Here is a 15,676-nt window from a genome sequence, read left to right as displayed (position 1 = left end):
CCGCCGTGGCAGGACCGCCCTCTGAAACACCGGATCCCCGAAAAATCGGGAAGCGGATGGCTGGCCCTAGTGCTGCAGGGCCTTGTTGATTTCTTCGACCATCTTCTTCGCATCGGCCAGCAGCATCATCGTCTGGTCCATGTAGAAGACATCGTTGTCGACGCCGGAATAGCCCACGCCGCCCATCGACCGCTTGACGAAGAAGATCGTCTTGGCCTTGTCCACATCGAACACGGGCATGCCGTAGATCGGGCTGGACTTGTCGGTTTTGGCGGCGGGGTTCACCACGTCGTTCGCGCCGATGATGAACGCGACATCGGTCTGCGCGAATTCGCCGTTGATGTCTTCCAGTTCGAAGACTTCATCGTAAGGCACGTTGGCTTCGGCCAGCAGCACGTTCATGTGCCCCGGCATACGGCCCGCCACCGGGTGGATGGCGTACTTCACGGTGACGCCCGCTTCCTTCAGCAGATCGCCCATTTCACGCAGCACATGCTGCGCCTGCGCCACGGCCATGCCGTAGCCCGGAATGATGATGACCTGGCTCGCTTCCTTCATCAGGAACGCCGCGTCTTCGGCGCTGCCGCGTTTCCACGGACGGTCGACCTTGGCCGCGCCGCCGGCGCTGCCGCTGTCATCCGCGCCGAAGCCGCCCGCAATCACCGAAATGAAGCTGCGGTTCATCGCCCGGCACATGATGTACGACAGAATCGCACCCGACGAACCGACCAGAGCACCGGTGATGATCATCGCGGTGTTGTGCAGAGTGAAACCCATCGCCGCCGCAGCCCAGCCCGAATACGAGTTGAGCATCGAGACGACCACCGGCATGTCCGCGCCGCCGATCGGGATAATCAGCAGGAAGCCGATGATGAACGACAGCGCCGTGATGGTGACGATCACCCACAGCGCCTGATCCTGCGTGAAGTAGGCCACGAGGCCGAGGATCGCCACCAGCGTGCCGAGATTGATCACGTGGCGGGCGGGCAGCATGATCGGCGCGCCGCTCATCTTCCCGGCGAGTTTCAGGAACGCGATGACCGAACCGGAGAACGTAATCGCACCGATGGCAATGCCCAGGCCCATTTCGATCCGGCTCTGCACATGGATCGTGCCGTCCATTTCGGCGATGCCGAAAGCCACCGGGTTGAGATAGGCCGCCAGGCCCACCAGCACGGCGGCAAGGCCGACGAGACTGTGGAATGCGGCGACGAGTTGCGGCATGTCGGTCATCGCGATCTTGCGGGCGATGAAGAAACCGATCGCCCCGCCCAGCGCGATGGCCGCGATAATGCGGATCAGGGTGGCGAGATCTTCGGCCGTCGGTTGCGGCAGGAACGCCCCTTCAGGCACCGGCGCGTTGATCAGCAGCGTGGTGAAAACCGCCACGCCCATGCCGAAAATGCCGAGCCGGTTGCCGCGCCGCGAGGTGGCGGGCGAACTGAGCCCGCGCAAGGCAAGGATGAAGCAGATGCCCGAAACGAGATAAGCCAGCATGACCCATGCCGGAGGAGCTGCATGAAGCATCACTTGCGCTCCTTCTTCTTATACATGGCGAGCATGCGTTCGGTGACGGCGAAACCGCCGAAAATGTTGATGCTGGCCAGCACGACCCCGCCGAGGCCGAGCCACATGCCACCTTCCGACCCGGCGGAAGCCGACGCGATCAGCGCGCCGACAATAATCACCGAGGAAATGGCGTTGGTCACCGCCATCAGCGGTGTGTGCAGGGCCGGTGTCACCGACCAGACAACGTAGTAGCCCACGAAACAGGCCAATACGAAGATTGACAAGATGCCTATGAAATCCATGACTGAGTTTTCCCCCTCACCCCAGCAGCCGTTCGTTGACGACCTTGCCGCCTTGCGTGAGGCGCACGGCATTGCCGATTTCCTCGTCCAGGACGGGTTTGCCCGCTTCCTTGTCCCAGAAAGCGGACAGGAAGTTGTAAAGATTGCGCGCGAAAAGCGCCGATGCGTCGGCCGCGAGATGCGCCGGCGTGTTGGAAAAGCCGATGATCTTCACGCCATGGCGGTCCACCACCTGATCGGGAACAGACCCTTCCACGTTGCCGCCCTGCGCCACCGCGAGATCGAAAATCACGCTGCCGGGCCGCATGGTGGCGATCTGCGCGTCGGAAATCAGCCGCGGCGCCGCCCGTCCGGGGATCAGAGCGGTGGTGATGACGATATCCTGCTTGGCAATGTGGGAGGATACCAGTTCGGCCTGCGCCTTCTGATATTCTTCCGACATTTCCGTGGCATAACCGCCCTGCCCTTCGCCTTCGATCCCGGCGACGTTCTCCACGAACACCGGTTTAGCGCCGAGCGACTGGATCTGTTCCTTGGTGGCCGAACGCACGTCCGTGGCGGACACCTGCGCGCCCAGGCGACGCGCGGTGGCGATCGCCTGCAGCCCGGCCACCCCAACGCCCATGACGAAAACGCGCGCGGCAGTGATCGTGCCCGCCGCCGTCATCATCATCGGGAAAGCCCGGCCATAGGTGTCGGCCGCGGCCAGAACCGCCTTGTAACCGGCGAGGTTCGATTGGCTGGACAGTACGTCCATCGATTGCGCACGGGTGATGCGGGGCATGAATTCCATGGCCAGCGCTTCGACCCCGGCGGTGGCATAGCCATCGATGCGGGCACGCTGCCCGAACGGGTCGAGCACGGCGGCAAACCATGCGCCGGGCTTCGCGCCGGCCAGCAAGGACGGTTCCACGCCCTGCACCCCGAACACGATGTCGGCGTCTTTCAGCACGGTTTCCAGCGGGCCGACCTGCGCTCCGGCTTCGCGGAACGCCTCGTCGGTGATGGAAGCGTTTACGCCCGCGCCTTCCTCGACAGCCATCACGGCGCCAAGGGCGATAAATTTCTTTACCGTTTCGGGAATTGCGGAAACGCGCGTCTCGCCTGCGGTCCGTTCTTTCAGGACCGCGATCTTGGTCTGAGCCGCCATCTTATTGCGCGATCAGCACAACGACGAACAAAGCCACCAGCGCACAAACCGGTGTTGCCCATTTCACCATAGTGACAAAATTTTCGTAGGATTGCCGCGCGGCCTTCATATCATTGCCCGAAGCCATAGATACCCTTCCCCAAGTCATGCTGGCCAAAATATCCAGCTATACCGGGTTCTGATCTACCTTTCCGCCGCCGCCCGTCAAGGCTTGGCGTGCTTACGATGCCCCGCCTTTGTGTCAGGCCTCCGGTGCCCGACAATTTTTCCTTGTCATCGCTTTAGGCTTAATCTGCTCTTTACCCCCATGCATTATGTGCCAAACCGTGCCAAACAGGGACAGATGGGAGCTATGAGCGACAGCCAAGAGCGATTGTTGATGCTGATCGACGATGAACCGGCGCAAAGCCGGTTGATCAGCACGTTTGCCGCCCGCGAAGGCTGGCGCACCGTCGTGGTGCGCGATTCGGAAAGCGCGCTCGACACGCTCGGCACGCGCCAGGGGATGCGCGTGGGTGCGATCATTCTCGACCAATGGGTGCCGGGGGATGACGCCTGCGCCCTGATCGCCGAGCTGAAAGCCCACCGCCCGGCGATGCCGATCCTGATGCTCACCACCAGCGCCAGCCCTCTGCTGGCGGTGGAAGCGATGCGCGCGGGCGCGACCGATTATCTCGTCAAACCCATTTCGCCCGACCGGCTGATGCTGGCGCTGCGCAGCGCGACAACGCCCAAGGCCCCGCGCGACGAACTGCAACCGCTGACCGAGAAGATCGCTGCGACGCTCGATTTCGATGCGATGATCGGCGCCAATCCCGATTTCCGCGCCGCGCTGGCCAAGGCCGCCAAGGCCGCGCGCGGGCACGGCAGTATCCTGATCGAAGGGGAAAGCGGCACCGGCAAGGAAATGCTGGTGCGCGCGATCCATGCCGCCAGCCCCCGCGCCAAGACGCAACTGCGCATCGTCAACATCGGCAGCGTGCCCGTCAATTCGATCGAATCCGTCCTGTTCGGCCATGAAAAAGGCGCGTTCCCCGGTGCTTTCGACCGCCAGATCGGGGCGATGCAGCACTGCGACAGCGGAACCATGGTGCTCGACGAGATCGACCGCCTGCCCCCGATGGCGCAGGACCGGCTGGCCGAAGCGCTGCAATTGCGCCAGGTTCGCCCCATCGGTGCGAACCACCGGTTCCGCGTCGATGTGCGTATTATCGCCGCCAGCAACTGGCCGCTGGAGGAGATGGTCGCGGCGGGCCATTTCCGCGCCGACCTTTACGAAGCGCTGGTGGGAACGCGAATCACCATGCCGCCCTTGCGCGAGCGGCCGGGCGATATTCCCGCGCTGACCCGCTATTTCCTCCACCACATCGGCGAACAGCCGGGCCTGCGCCCGCTGGGCGTGACCGATGGGGCACTGGCGCTGCTGTCCGCTTACGATTGGCCGGGCAATGTCCGCCAGTTGCAGGCCACGCTGTTCCGCGCGGCCGTGTTCTGCGACGGCGATGCGCTGACGGCGCAGGATTTCCCGCAATTGTCGGAAATGCTGGGCGATGCGCAGACTTCGCTCAAACCGATGCAGGATGGCGCGGGCATTCAGCTTTACACCCAAGACGGCAATCTGCGCCCGCTGGAAGATATCGAGGCGGACGTTATCCGGCTCGCCATCGGCCATTATCGCGGCCGGATGAGCGAAGTGGCCCGCCGTCTCGGCATTGGCCGTTCGACTCTTTACCGCAAGCTGGCCGATCTCGGGATCGAAGGCACCGCCGCCTGATCGCTTTCAATCGGCGAGATCGCTGAAATCGGTCAGCGCGCCATCGCGCAGGCCGCGCCAGATATCGCGCGCCTGCACGGTTTCCGCCACATCGTGCACGCGCAGCAATTGCACCCCGGCGTTCATGCCGTGCAAGGCCACGGCCACCGAACCGCCCAGCCGCCGGTGCGCCGGGGCCTCTTTCGCCAACGCGCCGATGAACCTCTTGCGGCTGGCGCCCAGCAACAACGGCTGGCCCAGAGCGTGATAGAGCGGCAGCGCGTTAAGCAGGGCCAGATTGTCCGCCAGCGATTTGCCGAAGCCGATGCCGGGATCGAGAATGATCCGCTCGCGCGCAATCCCTGCGGCCACAGCCGCATCGCGCCGGGCTTTCAGCCAATCGAACACGTCCAGCACGACATCGGCATATGGCCCGCCGTCGTGCAGATCATCGCCTTCGCCCGGCGCATGCATCAGGATCACCGGCGCCCCACTCGCCGCCGCGAATTCCATGGCGCGCGGATCGTGGCGCAGGGCCGAAACATCGTTGATGATATGCGCCCCGGCCTTGAGCGCGGCGTCCATCACCGCCACCCGGCGCGTGTCGCTGCTGATCGCCGCGCCTGCGGCTGCGAGCCGTTCGATCATCGGGATCACGCGCTTGAGCTCATCCCCTTCCCACACGGCGGGGGCGCCCGGACGGGTGCTTTCCCCGCCGACATCGATAATCGCCGCCCCGGCTTCCAGCATCGCGGCGGCATGGGCATTCGCCACATCCGCATTGTCAAGAAAGGCCCCGCCATCGGAAAAACTGTCGGGCGTGAGGTTGAGAATACCCATGACCTGCGGCTGATCGAGCCGGATGGTGCGTGCACCGCATACGAGAGGCGGGTGCGCCATGCCCAGGGCCGCCCATTGCCGCTCCCCCTCCGCGGCAAGACTGTCCGGCAACCGCGCCAGCGCCGCCGCCATGTCTGGCACAGCCACCCGCTCCCGCGCCACGACCCGGCTTCCCTCACGCCGGATCAGAGCGAAGCGGGTGGCATAGACCAGCCCACCGGCAAGGCGGATCGCTTCGCCTTCCTCGCTTTGCGGGCTGGCAGCGAAACCGATCGGCCGGATATAGAGTTGCTCGGTCGCGGGCATGGCCCTCATCCGCCTCGTTCAGCCGCTGCCGCCGCCATTGCCCGCGACAGCGGCGGCACGATCAGTCTTCCACGCTCAGCAGGTAAAGCTGGCGCAGCGCGTCAAGCGGTTTGACCGCGCCTTCGTGCTCGATCTGCCAGAACGTCCAGCCGTTGCAGCTCGGCGCGCCTTGCAGGACTTTGCCGACACCGTGGATCGAGCCGACCTCCTTGCCGCTTTCCAGCGAGCCATCGGCCCGTACGGTGGCGGTCCAGCGGCGTTGCTTGTCGAACACCTGTGCGCCCGGCGGGATCAGCCCGGCCTCAACCAGCGCGCCGAACGCCACGCGCGGCGCATCCTTGCGGCTCTGCATCGTGGTCAACGCGCTTTCATCCAGCGGCAGGGCCATTTCGATACGCTCGACCGCCGCCTCGCGGTAAATGCCTTCCCGCTCGCACCCGATCCATTCGCGCCCCAGACGCTTGGCCACCGCGCCGGTGGTGCCGGTACCGAAGAACGGATCGAGCACGACATCGCCCTTCTCCGTCGTCGCCAGCATCACCCGGTAAAGCAGCGCTTCAGGCTTCTGCGTGGGATGGACCTTGTGCCCTTCCTTCTTCAGTCGTTCCTGCCCACCGCAGATCGGGATCACCCAGTCCGAGCGCATCTGCAATTCGTCGTTCAGCGTCTTCATCGCGCGATAATTGAAGTGGTACTTCGCCTTTTCGCCCATGCTCGCCCAGATCAGCGTCTCATGCGCATTGGTAAAGCGCGTGCCGCGGAAATTGGGCATCGGGTTGGACTTGCGCCAGACGATATCGTTGAGAATCCAGAAGCCCAGATCCTGCAGGATCGCGCCGACCCGGAAGATGTTGTGATAGGAGCCGATCACCCACAACGCACCATCGGGCTTGAGGATACGGCGCGCTTCCACCAGCCAATCGCGCGTGAAGCGGTCGTAAGCGGCGAAGCTGTCGAACCGGTCCCAGTCGTCAGTCACCGCATCGACATGGCTGCCATCCGGGCGGTTGAGATCGCCGCCGAGCTGGAGGTTATACGGCGGATCGGCGAAGATCAGATCAATGCAGTTGTCCGGCAGCGAACGCATCGCTTCCACGCAATCGCCATCGAGAATCCGGCCCAGCGGCAGGTCTGCCTTGGCCACCGCCGCTTTTCTCGTTTCCGTGCGCAGCGGCGCGCGAAGTTTCGTCAGTACCTGTTCCATCCGGATGCAAACCCCCTTGAGTGGCCCCTAGGGTGAGTCCTCGCGGAGTCCGCGTCAAGCCGGCTGCGGCCACGCGCCCTGGCGCAGCGGGGTCAGAATACCTTTCCCGAAAACGGAACACAACGAGTCCGCCACAGCATCTGGAGTCATGGCGCAAACGCAAGACTCGATATCTAGGGGTGTGGCAAAGCAGACTCGCGGCACAAAAAATTTTTCTAACACAGCGTAATATGGCGCCCGACGCTGATCGTTTCGAGGAACGCATCGTCATGGCTGACGACGAGCAGCGCGCCGTCATACCCTATCAGGGCCCGCTCCAATTCTTCGAGCGATTCAAGATCGAGGTGGTTGGTCGGCTCGTCCAACACCAGCAATTGTGGCGGTTTCTGGCCGGAAAACACGATCGCCAGCCCCGCGCGCAGACGCTCCCCACCGCTCAATGTCCCGGCAAGGCGAAGCGCCTCGCGGTTGCGGAAGGCAAATCGCGCCAGCACCGCATAGGCATCATGTTCCGTCATTTCAGGATAATACGACCGGATATTGTCAAGCAGAGAGAGATCGGGATCGAGCAGCGAAACATGCTGGTCGAGCATCGCCACCGCGCCTTCCACGCGCTGCACGCCGCCGGATGCGGGTTCCGCAAGGCCTGCCACCACGCGCAGCAGGCTGGTCTTGCCGCTGCCGTTGGGGCCGCGCAATGCCACCCGCTCGGGCCCGGTGATCGTGAACGAAACCGGTTTGAACAGCGGCTGCCCCGCGTGGGCCACCACCACATCATGCAACGCCAGCACGGTGCGCCCGGCGGGCAGCCCACTAGGCGGCAAAACGATCGTCAGCGGAGTGACGATTTCGACCTGCCGCCGGGCCGCATCGAGCGCGCCCTGCGCTTCCTGCGCCTGTTGTTCGGCCAGCGCACGCCCGCTGGCGGCGGTGTTTTCCGCACGCTCCTGCCGCTTGCCCAACAGGATACGCGGCTGATCGCCCCGCGCTTTGACCGCGCGGCCCGCCTTGTCGCGCCGGGCCTGTTTCTCGGCCTGTCTCTGCGCCGCCTGCGCCTGCTGGCCGACAGCGCGCCGGGCCCGGTCCAGTTCCTCCCCGGCCCGTTCGCGCGCCGCATCGCGGGCGGCGGCAAAACTGCTCCACCCGCCGCCGTGCACCATGACTCCCACGGGACTGAGCGCCACGATCCGGTCCATATCCTCCAGCAGGGTCCGGTCATGGCTGACCACCAGCGCCCCGCCCTGCCAGCGCGCCAGCAGGGCATGGATCGCGGCACGCCCTTCGGCATCGAGATTGTTGGTCGGCTCATCCAGCAGCAACACATCGGGCGCATCGAGCAACAGCGCCGCCAGGCCGAGCCGGGTGCGCTCACCCCCGCTCAAGCTCGCGACATCGCGCTCCAGCCCGAGGCCGGGCAGGCCGACATCGGCCAGCGCCTGTTCCAGCCGTTCGGGCAGATCCCATTGCGCCTCCGCGGCATCATCCGCCGTGCCCTCCCCCGCTTCCAGCCGGGCCATGGCCGCCAGTGCCGGGGCAACGCCCAGCGCATCCGCCACCTGCCCCGCATCGGGCAATATCTGCCGCAGCAGGCCGATACGCCCATGGCGCGTGACCGCGCCATGATCGGGCGCGCGCAGCCCGGCGGCGATGGTCAGCAAAGTCGATTTGCCGCTGCCGTTGCGGCCGACAAGGCCAATACGTTCCCGCCCGAGAGCGAGCGTCAGTTCGGAAAAAAGCGGGGTTCCGTCAGGCCGGTTGGCGGCAATGCGGTCGAAAGTCAGGAAGGAAGGCATAGGGCACCATGGAAGCAGCGTGGGGAATCGAACGGATTTCCAGGCTGTCATTCACGATGCGGCACTCCTTCACTTTAACCGGATACGAAACGGCCTTTAGCAGACCATGCCGCCTCATGCCACCCGGGAAGGCCCTGCGGAGGCTAGAGCAGCGCGAGCTGCGCCACGGGGGCAAAGCTGCGGCGGTGCAGCGGGGTCGGGCCGTGGATGCGCAGGGCGGCAAGATGTTCTTTCGTGCCGTAGCCCATGTTGCGTTCCCAGCCGTAGTGCGGATGCCGCGCCGCCGCTTCGCGCATCAGCCGGTCGCGGTGTTCCTTGGCGATGATCGATGCGGCCGAAATGCACGGTTCGATCCCGTCCCCACCCACCAGCGGGCGAGCAGGCCAGCGCCAGCCATCACACCGCCCGGAGGGGGTGAGATTGCCGTCGATCAGCACGTCCGCCGGATCGCAACCGATTGCGGTGCAAAGCGCGGCCATCGCCCGCGTCATCGCCAGCATCGTGGCGGCGAAGATGTTGATCCGGTCGATTTCCTCGACTTCGGCCACGCCCAGCGCCCAATGGCAGCTTTGCTTGATCTGGCCTTCCAGCACCGCCCGGCGCTTGCCCGTCAGTTTCTTGGAATCGTCGAGCCCCACCGGCACATCGCGCCCGAGCACGACGGCAGCCGCGACCACCGGCCCCGCCAGCGGCCCGCGCCCGGCCTCATCGACACCCGCGACGAAGCCTTGCCGGGTCAGGATCACGTGCTCGCTCATCCCCTGCCCATCGCGCGCAGAGGGCCCTCATGGCAAGGGGGTATCGGCGGCCTTTCCACATGGCCGCCTCCCTCAGACAGGCGGCAGGCCTGGATCGATCCCGGTCTTTTCGATGGACACATCCCACAGGCGGCGGGCGCGTTGCGGATCGCGGGCCGTGGCCTTGCGCTTGGCCGGGCCGGAATCCCCGCGCATTTCGCCGAAACCCTGCGGCCCGTAATAACCGCCCGCTTCGGCCACCGGATCGGTTGCCGCCTGCAAAGCCGGCCAGGCGCCCATTTCCGCAGTGTTGAGCAAGCGGCGGAAATAGCGGAACGCAAACTGCGTCGCCCCGGAATGGCGGCCCAGTTCCGTGGCCGCGACGCCGGGATGGCACCCCACCGCCATGACCGGCGATCCCGCCGCGCGCAGCCGCCGGTCCAGTTCATAGAGGAACAGCATATTGGCCAGCTTGCTGTCGGCATAGCGTTGCGAGGTCTTGTAGCTCTTGTGCGCATCGAGATCGTTCCAGTCGATCTTGCCGAAACGATGCGCCAGACTGGCGGTGACGACCACGCGCGCGCCCGGCGTTTCGGCCAGCTTGGGCAGCAACAGCGCCGTCAGCGCGAATGTGCCGAGATGGTTGACACCGAATTGCGGCTCAAACCCCTGCGCTGTGCGGATCAGCGGCGGATACATCACCCCGGCGTTGTTGATCAGCGCATCGATGCGCGGCTCTGTATGGGCCTGTTCCGCCGCCGCGCGCACGCTGGCGAGATCGGCCTGATCCAGCGGCAGGAAAGCCAGATCCGCACCCGGCACGTCCGCCTGGATGCGCGCCATCGCCGCCTGCGCCTTGTCCGCGCTGCGGCAGGCGAGCACCACCCGCGCGCCGCGCGCCGCCAGCACCGAAGACGCCGCGAACCCCAGCCCGGCGTTGGCGCCGGTGACGATAAAACATTTGCCCTGCTGCGACGGCACATCGCCTGCCGTGAACCCCATATGCGCCTCTTTTCCCTTTTCCGGCCTATACTTTCCGATACGCGGCGCTGTGTCCGCCCCGGCCTGACCTTGCCCGCGTAGTCTTGCACATCGGGGCCATGCCTGCCTAGTATCGTTGCTGGATGGGGAAAGGAGAGACAGACCGATGTTGAACAGACCCTTCCCATCCTTCCTTGCCTCGCTGGCTCTCGCCACCACCGCCTGTGCCGCCGAGCCAGAAGACAAGCAAACGGCGGACGGCGCCACACCGTCCCGCTCCAGCGAAACCGACGCCGCCAAGACATTCACTATCGCGGAACAGGGAACGCTGGACGAACCCTGGGCGATGGCCTTCATCCCCAGCACGCAAACTTTGCTGGTCACGCAGAAGGCGGGGTCGATCACCGGCTGGGATACGCAGACGGGCCGCAAGTTCACCGTCACCGGCGCGCCCGAGGTGGCTTATGGCGGCCAGGGCGGGCTCGGCGATATCGCATTCGATCCGGCCGACGCCTCCGATCCGCAAGGGCCGCGGCCGATCTATCTCAGTTGGGCCGAAGCGGGCGGGAACGACACGCGCGGCGCGGCGGTCGGCAAAGGCACGCTGACATGCGCGCCCGGCGGCGATTGCGCCATTTCCAGCCTCCAAGTGATCTGGCGGCAGACGCCCAAAGTCACCGGACAAGGGCATTATTCCCACCGCATCGCCTTTTCGCCCGATGCGCGCCACCTGTTCATCGCTTCGGGCGACCGGCAGAAAATGGCCCCGGCGCAGGACCTTTCCAACACGCTTGGCACCGTCGTCAGGCTGACGCGCGATGGCAAGCCTGCGCCGGGCAATCCCTTTGCGGAGAAAAGCGGCGCATCGCCTGAAATCTGGTCCTATGGCCACCGGAACATTCTTGGCCTCGCTTTCGATGGTCAGGGGCGGCTGTGGGATCTCGAACATGGCCCTGCCGGTGGGGACGAACTGAATCTGGTCGAACCGGGGCAGAACTATGGCTGGCCGCTGGTATCGAACGGCGATCATTATGATGGCAAGCCGATTCCCCGCCACGCCACCGGGCCGCAATACGTCGCCCCGGCGGTCAGCTGGACGCCGGTGATCGCGCCGGGCAACATGATCTTCTACACCGGCGCGCTGTTCCCCGACTGGCAGGGGCAGGCGATCATTTCCGGCCTGATGAGCGAAGGCCTGGTGCGTGTCGCCGTGGACGGCAACGCCCCGTACGAAGCAGCCCGCTACCGCTTCGGCAAACGCCTGCGAGCGGTGATTCAGGGCCCGGATGGCGCGCTGTGGGTGGCGGAAGACGGCAAAGGCGCGCGCCTACTGAAAGTGACACCGCGCTAGACACCGCCGGTGATCCTGTCCCGAAACCGGCGGCGATGCTGGAAAGCTATCGACAACGCGGGCCCGCGACCCTATCCGCGCGCGATCCATGGCTGATCTCATTCCCCTTGCCGATATCGATCCCGCGCTGGTCGAGGAACTGCTGGACCGGGCATTCGAGCCGGGCCGCCAGAAACGCACCGCCTATCGCATCCGCGAAGGGATGGACTGGCTGCCCGGGCTCAGCTTCGCGGCAATCGATGCCGATGGCTATCTCGTCGGCACGATCCAGTCGTGGCCGGTGGCGCTGACCGATGCCGATGGCCGATCCCATCCGATGGTCATGGTCGGCCCGGTGGCCGTGGTGCCCGAACGGCAGGGCGAAGGCTATGGCCAGGCGCTGATGCTGGCGCTGATCGGCGCGCTCGACCAGCGGGCGCCGCTGCCGCTGGTGATGATCGGCGATGCCGAATATTATGGCCGCTTCTTCGGTTTCACCGCCGCCCCCACCCAGCAATGGCAGGTTCCCGGTCCTGTCGATCACAAACGGCTGCTGGTGCGGTGCGACAATCCGGCCGTGCTGCCCCGCGAAGGCACGTTGGGGCCTTGGCGCGGCTGACCAGTTCTGGCATCGAGTCGCTCTGACGATCGCAAACGATGCCATACGAACCTCCCCCTGACCTTGCCTCGCTTTCGCCGGGCGAAATCGCCGCGCTGGCGCAGGCGCGCGAGTTGCCGCCGGTGGACCGGTGGCAACCGGCGCACACCGGCGACAGCCTGATGCGGATCGCGGCCGATGGGCGCTGGTTCCACGATGGCGGAGAAATCACCCGCCCGGCGATGGTGCGGGCCTTTTCCTCGCTCCTCTGGCGTGACGATGCGGGGCAGCACTGGCTCGTCACCCCGCACGAAAAGCAATCGGTAGCGGTGGACGATGCCGCGTTCATCGCCACCGACATGGTGCGGCAGGGCGATACTCTGGCGTTCCGGCTCAACACCGATGATACGCTGATCGCCGGCCCCGATCATCCCATCATCGCGCGCGGCGATGCCGATACGCCCGCGCTCTACCTCGCCGTGCGCCACGGCACCGAAGCCCGCCTCAACCGGAGCACCTACACCCAGCTGGCCGAACTGGCGCTGGCGAACGGCGATCTGGCCGTGACCAGCCAGGGCATGCGCTTTTCGCTGGTGCCCGAGGCATGAGCGGGCTGGCCGATCGCCTGCGCCATCTGCATGTCACCGGCCATGCCGCCGTGGCCGACCTGCATGACGAAAGCGGCTATTTCACGCAGCCCTATCGCCCGGCGGCGGTGCTGGTGGCGGTGACGGAGCGGGAGCGCCCCGGCTTCCTGTTCATCCACCGGCCCAGCAACATGCGCGCCCATCCGGGGCAGGTGGCTTTCCCCGGCGGCAAGATCGACGGCACGGAATCGGCGGTGGAAGCGGCCCTGCGCGAAGCATGGGAAGAACTCGGCATCCGCGAACGCGATGTGACGATCATCGGCGAAAGCGATGTCTACCATTCCGGATCGGGCTATGCGATCACGCCGGTATTGGCGGTGGTGCCCCCCGATTTGCAGTTGCAGCCCAATCCCAGCGAAGTCGCGCAATGGTTCGAAGCCCCGGTCGATTTCGTGTTCGATCCGGCGAACCAGCACCGCCAGTCCGCCGAATGGGGCGGAAAACGGCGGACTTTCACCGAAATCATGTGGCAGGATCATCGTATCTGGGGCGTCACCGCGGGCATCATCGCCAATCTTTCCAAACGGATTGCCTGGGATCGGCCCCGCCATGGTTGACGCTCTGCCCCCCGCCGAATGGACCGCGCGCGCCGATCTGGCCGGGCTGGTCGAAGCGCTTGGCCCCGGCAATCTGCGCTGGGTCGGCGGCGCGGTGCGCGACACGCTGCTGGGCATTCCGGTCAAGGATATCGACGGAGCCACCCCCCTGCCGCCGCAGGAAGTGATCGCACGCGCCAGAAAGGCGGGCCTGCGCACCGTGCCCACCGGGATAGACCATGGCACGGTCACGGTGCTGCTGCCTGGCGGGCCGGTCGAAGTGACCACTCTGCGGCATGACGTTTCCACCGATGGGCGGCGGGCCACCGTGCGATATGCCCAGGATTGGGCCGACGATGCCGCCCGGCGCGATTTCACGATCAACGCGCTCTATGCCGATCCGCAGTCGCGGGAAATTTTCGATTATCACGGCGGCCTGGCCGATCTGGCCGCCCGCACCGTGCGTTTCATCGGCGATGCGCGCGAACGCATTCGCGAGGATCACCTGCGCATCCTGCGCTATTTCCGGTTCCAGGCGCGCTTCGGCGCGGCGCTCGATCCGGCGGCGGAGCAGGCCTGCGCCGAACTGGCCGAAACGTTGAAGGGGCTGAGCCGCGAACGCGTGGCGATGGAACTGCTCAATCTGCTCGGCCTGCCCGATCCGGCGGCCACGGTGGCGCGCATGCATAGCCTGGGCATTCTGCCGGTGATCCTGCCGGAAACGGGCCCCGGCGAAATCGCCACGCTGGAACGGCTGATCGCGGCGGAACGCATGGCCGGCATCGCCCCCGATCCGATGCGCCGCCTCGCCGCCCTGCTGCCCGCCACCGAAGGCACCGCCGAAAGCGTCGCGGCACGGCTGCGCCTTTCGGGCAAGCAGCGCAAACGGCTGGCCTGCGTCGCCGAACGGAACGGCAGCGACGGCGACGATCCCCGCCTGCTGGCCTATCGCGTGGGCATGGAATGCGCGCATGACCGGTTGCTGATCGCCGGTCTGCCGGTCGGCGCGCTCGATGGCTGGGCCATCCCGCAGTTGCCGATCAAGGGGGGCGACGTGGTGGCCGCCGGAATCACCGCCGGGCCGCGCGTCGCGCGTATGCTGCGAATGGTCGAAAACCGTTGGATTGCGGAGGGTTTCCCCGATTCCGCCCGCGTCGCCGAAATCCTCGCCGAATGCGTCAGCGCCGAAGGGTAGAATCGGGAAACCGCCCCTCAAACACGCTAAAGCGTGGCAAAAAATGGCCCCCGGAACTGGAACTGATCGCCCCTTTCGCCCATTTATAAGTCATGAAATCCCCTTTTCGCGGGCATTTCATACAGCCCCCTTCGCTGGGGCCGGGGTGTACTGGCCCCGCCGCTGCTTCGCATTCGAAGTGTGGCGGGGAAGTGGAAAGTCGGCAGGGATGTGCTGCCGGGCGCCTCATTATCTTTCAAATATCCCGCGATTTTTGTGGGGTGCACATCGTGTCGGGCGATGTCCGATACAGAATATTTGGAGTTGGATATGAAAATTTCGAAACTGGTCGCCATTTCTTCCCTGATCGCTGCTGCGAGCCTGCCAGCCGCCGCCATTGCGCAGGAAGCGCAGGCACCTGATGCTGGTGCCCCGGCAACGGCTGCCCCGGCTGCTCCGGCGGCCTCGGCAACTGTCGCAGCGGGTCAGAGCGTCTATGGCCCGCAGGGCGAAGAGGTCGCCAAGGTGGTTTCGGTCGATGCCGGCAACGTGGTGATCGACACCGGCACCAACCGCGCCACTCTGCCTGCCTCGGCACTGACCGCGGGCGACAAGGGCCCGACCATCGCCTACAACAAGGATCAGCTTAACGCCGCCATCGAAGCCGCCAACAACCAGGCTGGCGCAGCAGCCGGCGCTGGTGCTGGCGCAGGGGCTGAACAGCCCGGCCAGACCCCGCAGGGCTGATCGCGCGGGGCTGATAACATGGCCCCCGTCGGGCCGGATTGACGGCCCATGACAGAAAACCCCCTCACC

At 65.6% G+C, this 15,676-nt stretch carries 16 protein-coding genes; 7 read left to right on the top strand and 9 right to left on the bottom strand.

What is annotated here, in order from left to right:
- Positions 1–66 precede the first annotated feature (66 nt).
- From K5X80_RS07650 to K5X80_RS07635, 4 genes are read right to left on the bottom strand one after another with little or no spacing between them, the layout of a single operon-like run.
- Positions 67–1,527, bottom strand: a complete 1,461-nt coding sequence (locus K5X80_RS07650) for an NAD(P)(+) transhydrogenase (Re/Si-specific) subunit beta (RefSeq protein ID WP_283249251.1) — start codon at positions 1,525–1,527, stop codon at positions 67–69.
- A complete protein-coding gene (locus K5X80_RS07645; protein ID WP_283249250.1) occupies positions 1,527–1,811 on the bottom strand; it encodes an NAD(P) transhydrogenase subunit alpha part 2 in 285 nt (94 codons plus the stop codon). Before K5X80_RS07645 ends, K5X80_RS07650 begins: the two co-directional genes overlap by 1 nt.
- Positions 1,812–1,827: 16 nt before the next feature.
- Positions 1,828–2,961, bottom strand: a complete 1,134-nt coding sequence (locus K5X80_RS07640) for an NAD(P) transhydrogenase subunit alpha (protein ID WP_222560247.1) — start codon at positions 2,959–2,961, stop codon at positions 1,828–1,830.
- Position 2,962: 1 nt separating this feature from the next.
- Positions 2,963–3,088 (bottom strand): aa3-type cytochrome c oxidase subunit IV, encoded by a 126-nt coding sequence (locus K5X80_RS07635; protein ID WP_222560246.1) that lies wholly within the window; start codon positions 3,086–3,088, stop codon positions 2,963–2,965.
- Between the two features lie 225 nt (positions 3,089–3,313).
- On the opposite strand from K5X80_RS07635, the gene K5X80_RS07630 reads away from it, so the two are divergent.
- Complete coding sequence (locus K5X80_RS07630) at positions 3,314–4,735, top strand: sigma-54-dependent transcriptional regulator (protein WP_222560245.1); 1,422 nt, start codon at positions 3,314–3,316, stop codon at positions 4,733–4,735.
- 6 nt (positions 4,736–4,741) lie between these two features.
- Here the strand turns inward: K5X80_RS07630 and folP are convergent, their stop codons facing one another.
- The 5 genes from folP to K5X80_RS07605 form a co-directional block, all read right to left on the bottom strand.
- Positions 4,742–5,860 (bottom strand): dihydropteroate synthase, encoded by a 1,119-nt coding sequence (gene folP / locus K5X80_RS07625; protein ID WP_222560244.1) that lies wholly within the window; start codon positions 5,858–5,860, stop codon positions 4,742–4,744.
- A 61-nt stretch (positions 5,861–5,921) separates the two neighbouring features.
- The gene (locus K5X80_RS07620) at positions 5,922–7,064 is read right to left on the bottom strand and encodes a site-specific DNA-methyltransferase (protein ID WP_222560243.1); all 1,143 of its coding nucleotides are present in this window, start codon (positions 7,062–7,064) and stop codon (positions 5,922–5,924) included.
- A gap of 215 nt (positions 7,065–7,279) precedes the next feature.
- On the bottom strand, positions 7,280–8,857 hold the full coding sequence (locus K5X80_RS07615) for an ATP-binding cassette domain-containing protein (protein WP_222560242.1): 1,578 nt from the start codon (positions 8,855–8,857) through the stop codon (positions 7,280–7,282).
- Between the two features lie 143 nt (positions 8,858–9,000).
- Entirely contained in the window at positions 9,001–9,615 is a 615-nt protein-coding gene (gene rnhB, locus K5X80_RS07610; protein WP_222560241.1) for a ribonuclease HII, read from the bottom strand.
- 72 nt (positions 9,616–9,687) lie between these two features.
- On the bottom strand, positions 9,688–10,596 hold the full coding sequence (locus K5X80_RS07605; RefSeq protein WP_222560240.1) for an oxidoreductase: 909 nt from the start codon (positions 10,594–10,596) through the stop codon (positions 9,688–9,690).
- 145 nt (positions 10,597–10,741) lie between these two features.
- On the opposite strand from K5X80_RS07605, the gene K5X80_RS07600 reads away from it, so the two are divergent.
- From K5X80_RS07600 to K5X80_RS07575, 6 genes are all read left to right on the top strand, one after another.
- A complete protein-coding gene (locus K5X80_RS07600) occupies positions 10,742–11,926 on the top strand; it encodes a PQQ-dependent sugar dehydrogenase (protein WP_222560239.1) in 1,185 nt (394 codons plus the stop codon).
- A gap of 88 nt (positions 11,927–12,014) precedes the next feature.
- Entirely contained in the window at positions 12,015–12,524 is a 510-nt protein-coding gene (locus K5X80_RS07595; RefSeq protein ID WP_222560238.1) for a GNAT family N-acetyltransferase, read from the top strand.
- Between the two features lie 38 nt (positions 12,525–12,562).
- On the top strand, positions 12,563–13,111 hold the full coding sequence (locus K5X80_RS07590) for a DUF1285 domain-containing protein (protein ID WP_222560237.1): 549 nt from the start codon (positions 12,563–12,565) through the stop codon (positions 13,109–13,111).
- Positions 13,108–13,707, top strand: coding sequence for a CoA pyrophosphatase (locus K5X80_RS07585; RefSeq protein WP_222560236.1), 600 nt, complete (start codon positions 13,108–13,110; stop codon positions 13,705–13,707). The genes K5X80_RS07590 and K5X80_RS07585 overlap by 4 nt, the downstream gene beginning before the upstream one ends.
- A complete protein-coding gene (locus K5X80_RS07580) occupies positions 13,700–14,881 on the top strand; it encodes a CCA tRNA nucleotidyltransferase (protein WP_222560235.1) in 1,182 nt (393 codons plus the stop codon). Before K5X80_RS07585 ends, K5X80_RS07580 begins: the two co-directional genes overlap by 8 nt.
- A gap of 309 nt (positions 14,882–15,190) precedes the next feature.
- Positions 15,191–15,607, top strand: a complete 417-nt coding sequence (locus K5X80_RS07575) for a hypothetical protein (RefSeq protein ID WP_222560234.1) — start codon at positions 15,191–15,193, stop codon at positions 15,605–15,607.
- Positions 15,608–15,676: the final 69 nt, after the last annotated feature.

This window comes from Caenibius sp. WL, assembly GCF_019803445.1.
Taxonomy (GTDB): domain Bacteria; phylum Pseudomonadota; class Alphaproteobacteria; order Sphingomonadales; family Sphingomonadaceae; genus Caenibius.
Note: the sequence above shows the minus strand (reverse complement) of the source record. Positions and strands in the feature narration are given on the sequence as shown.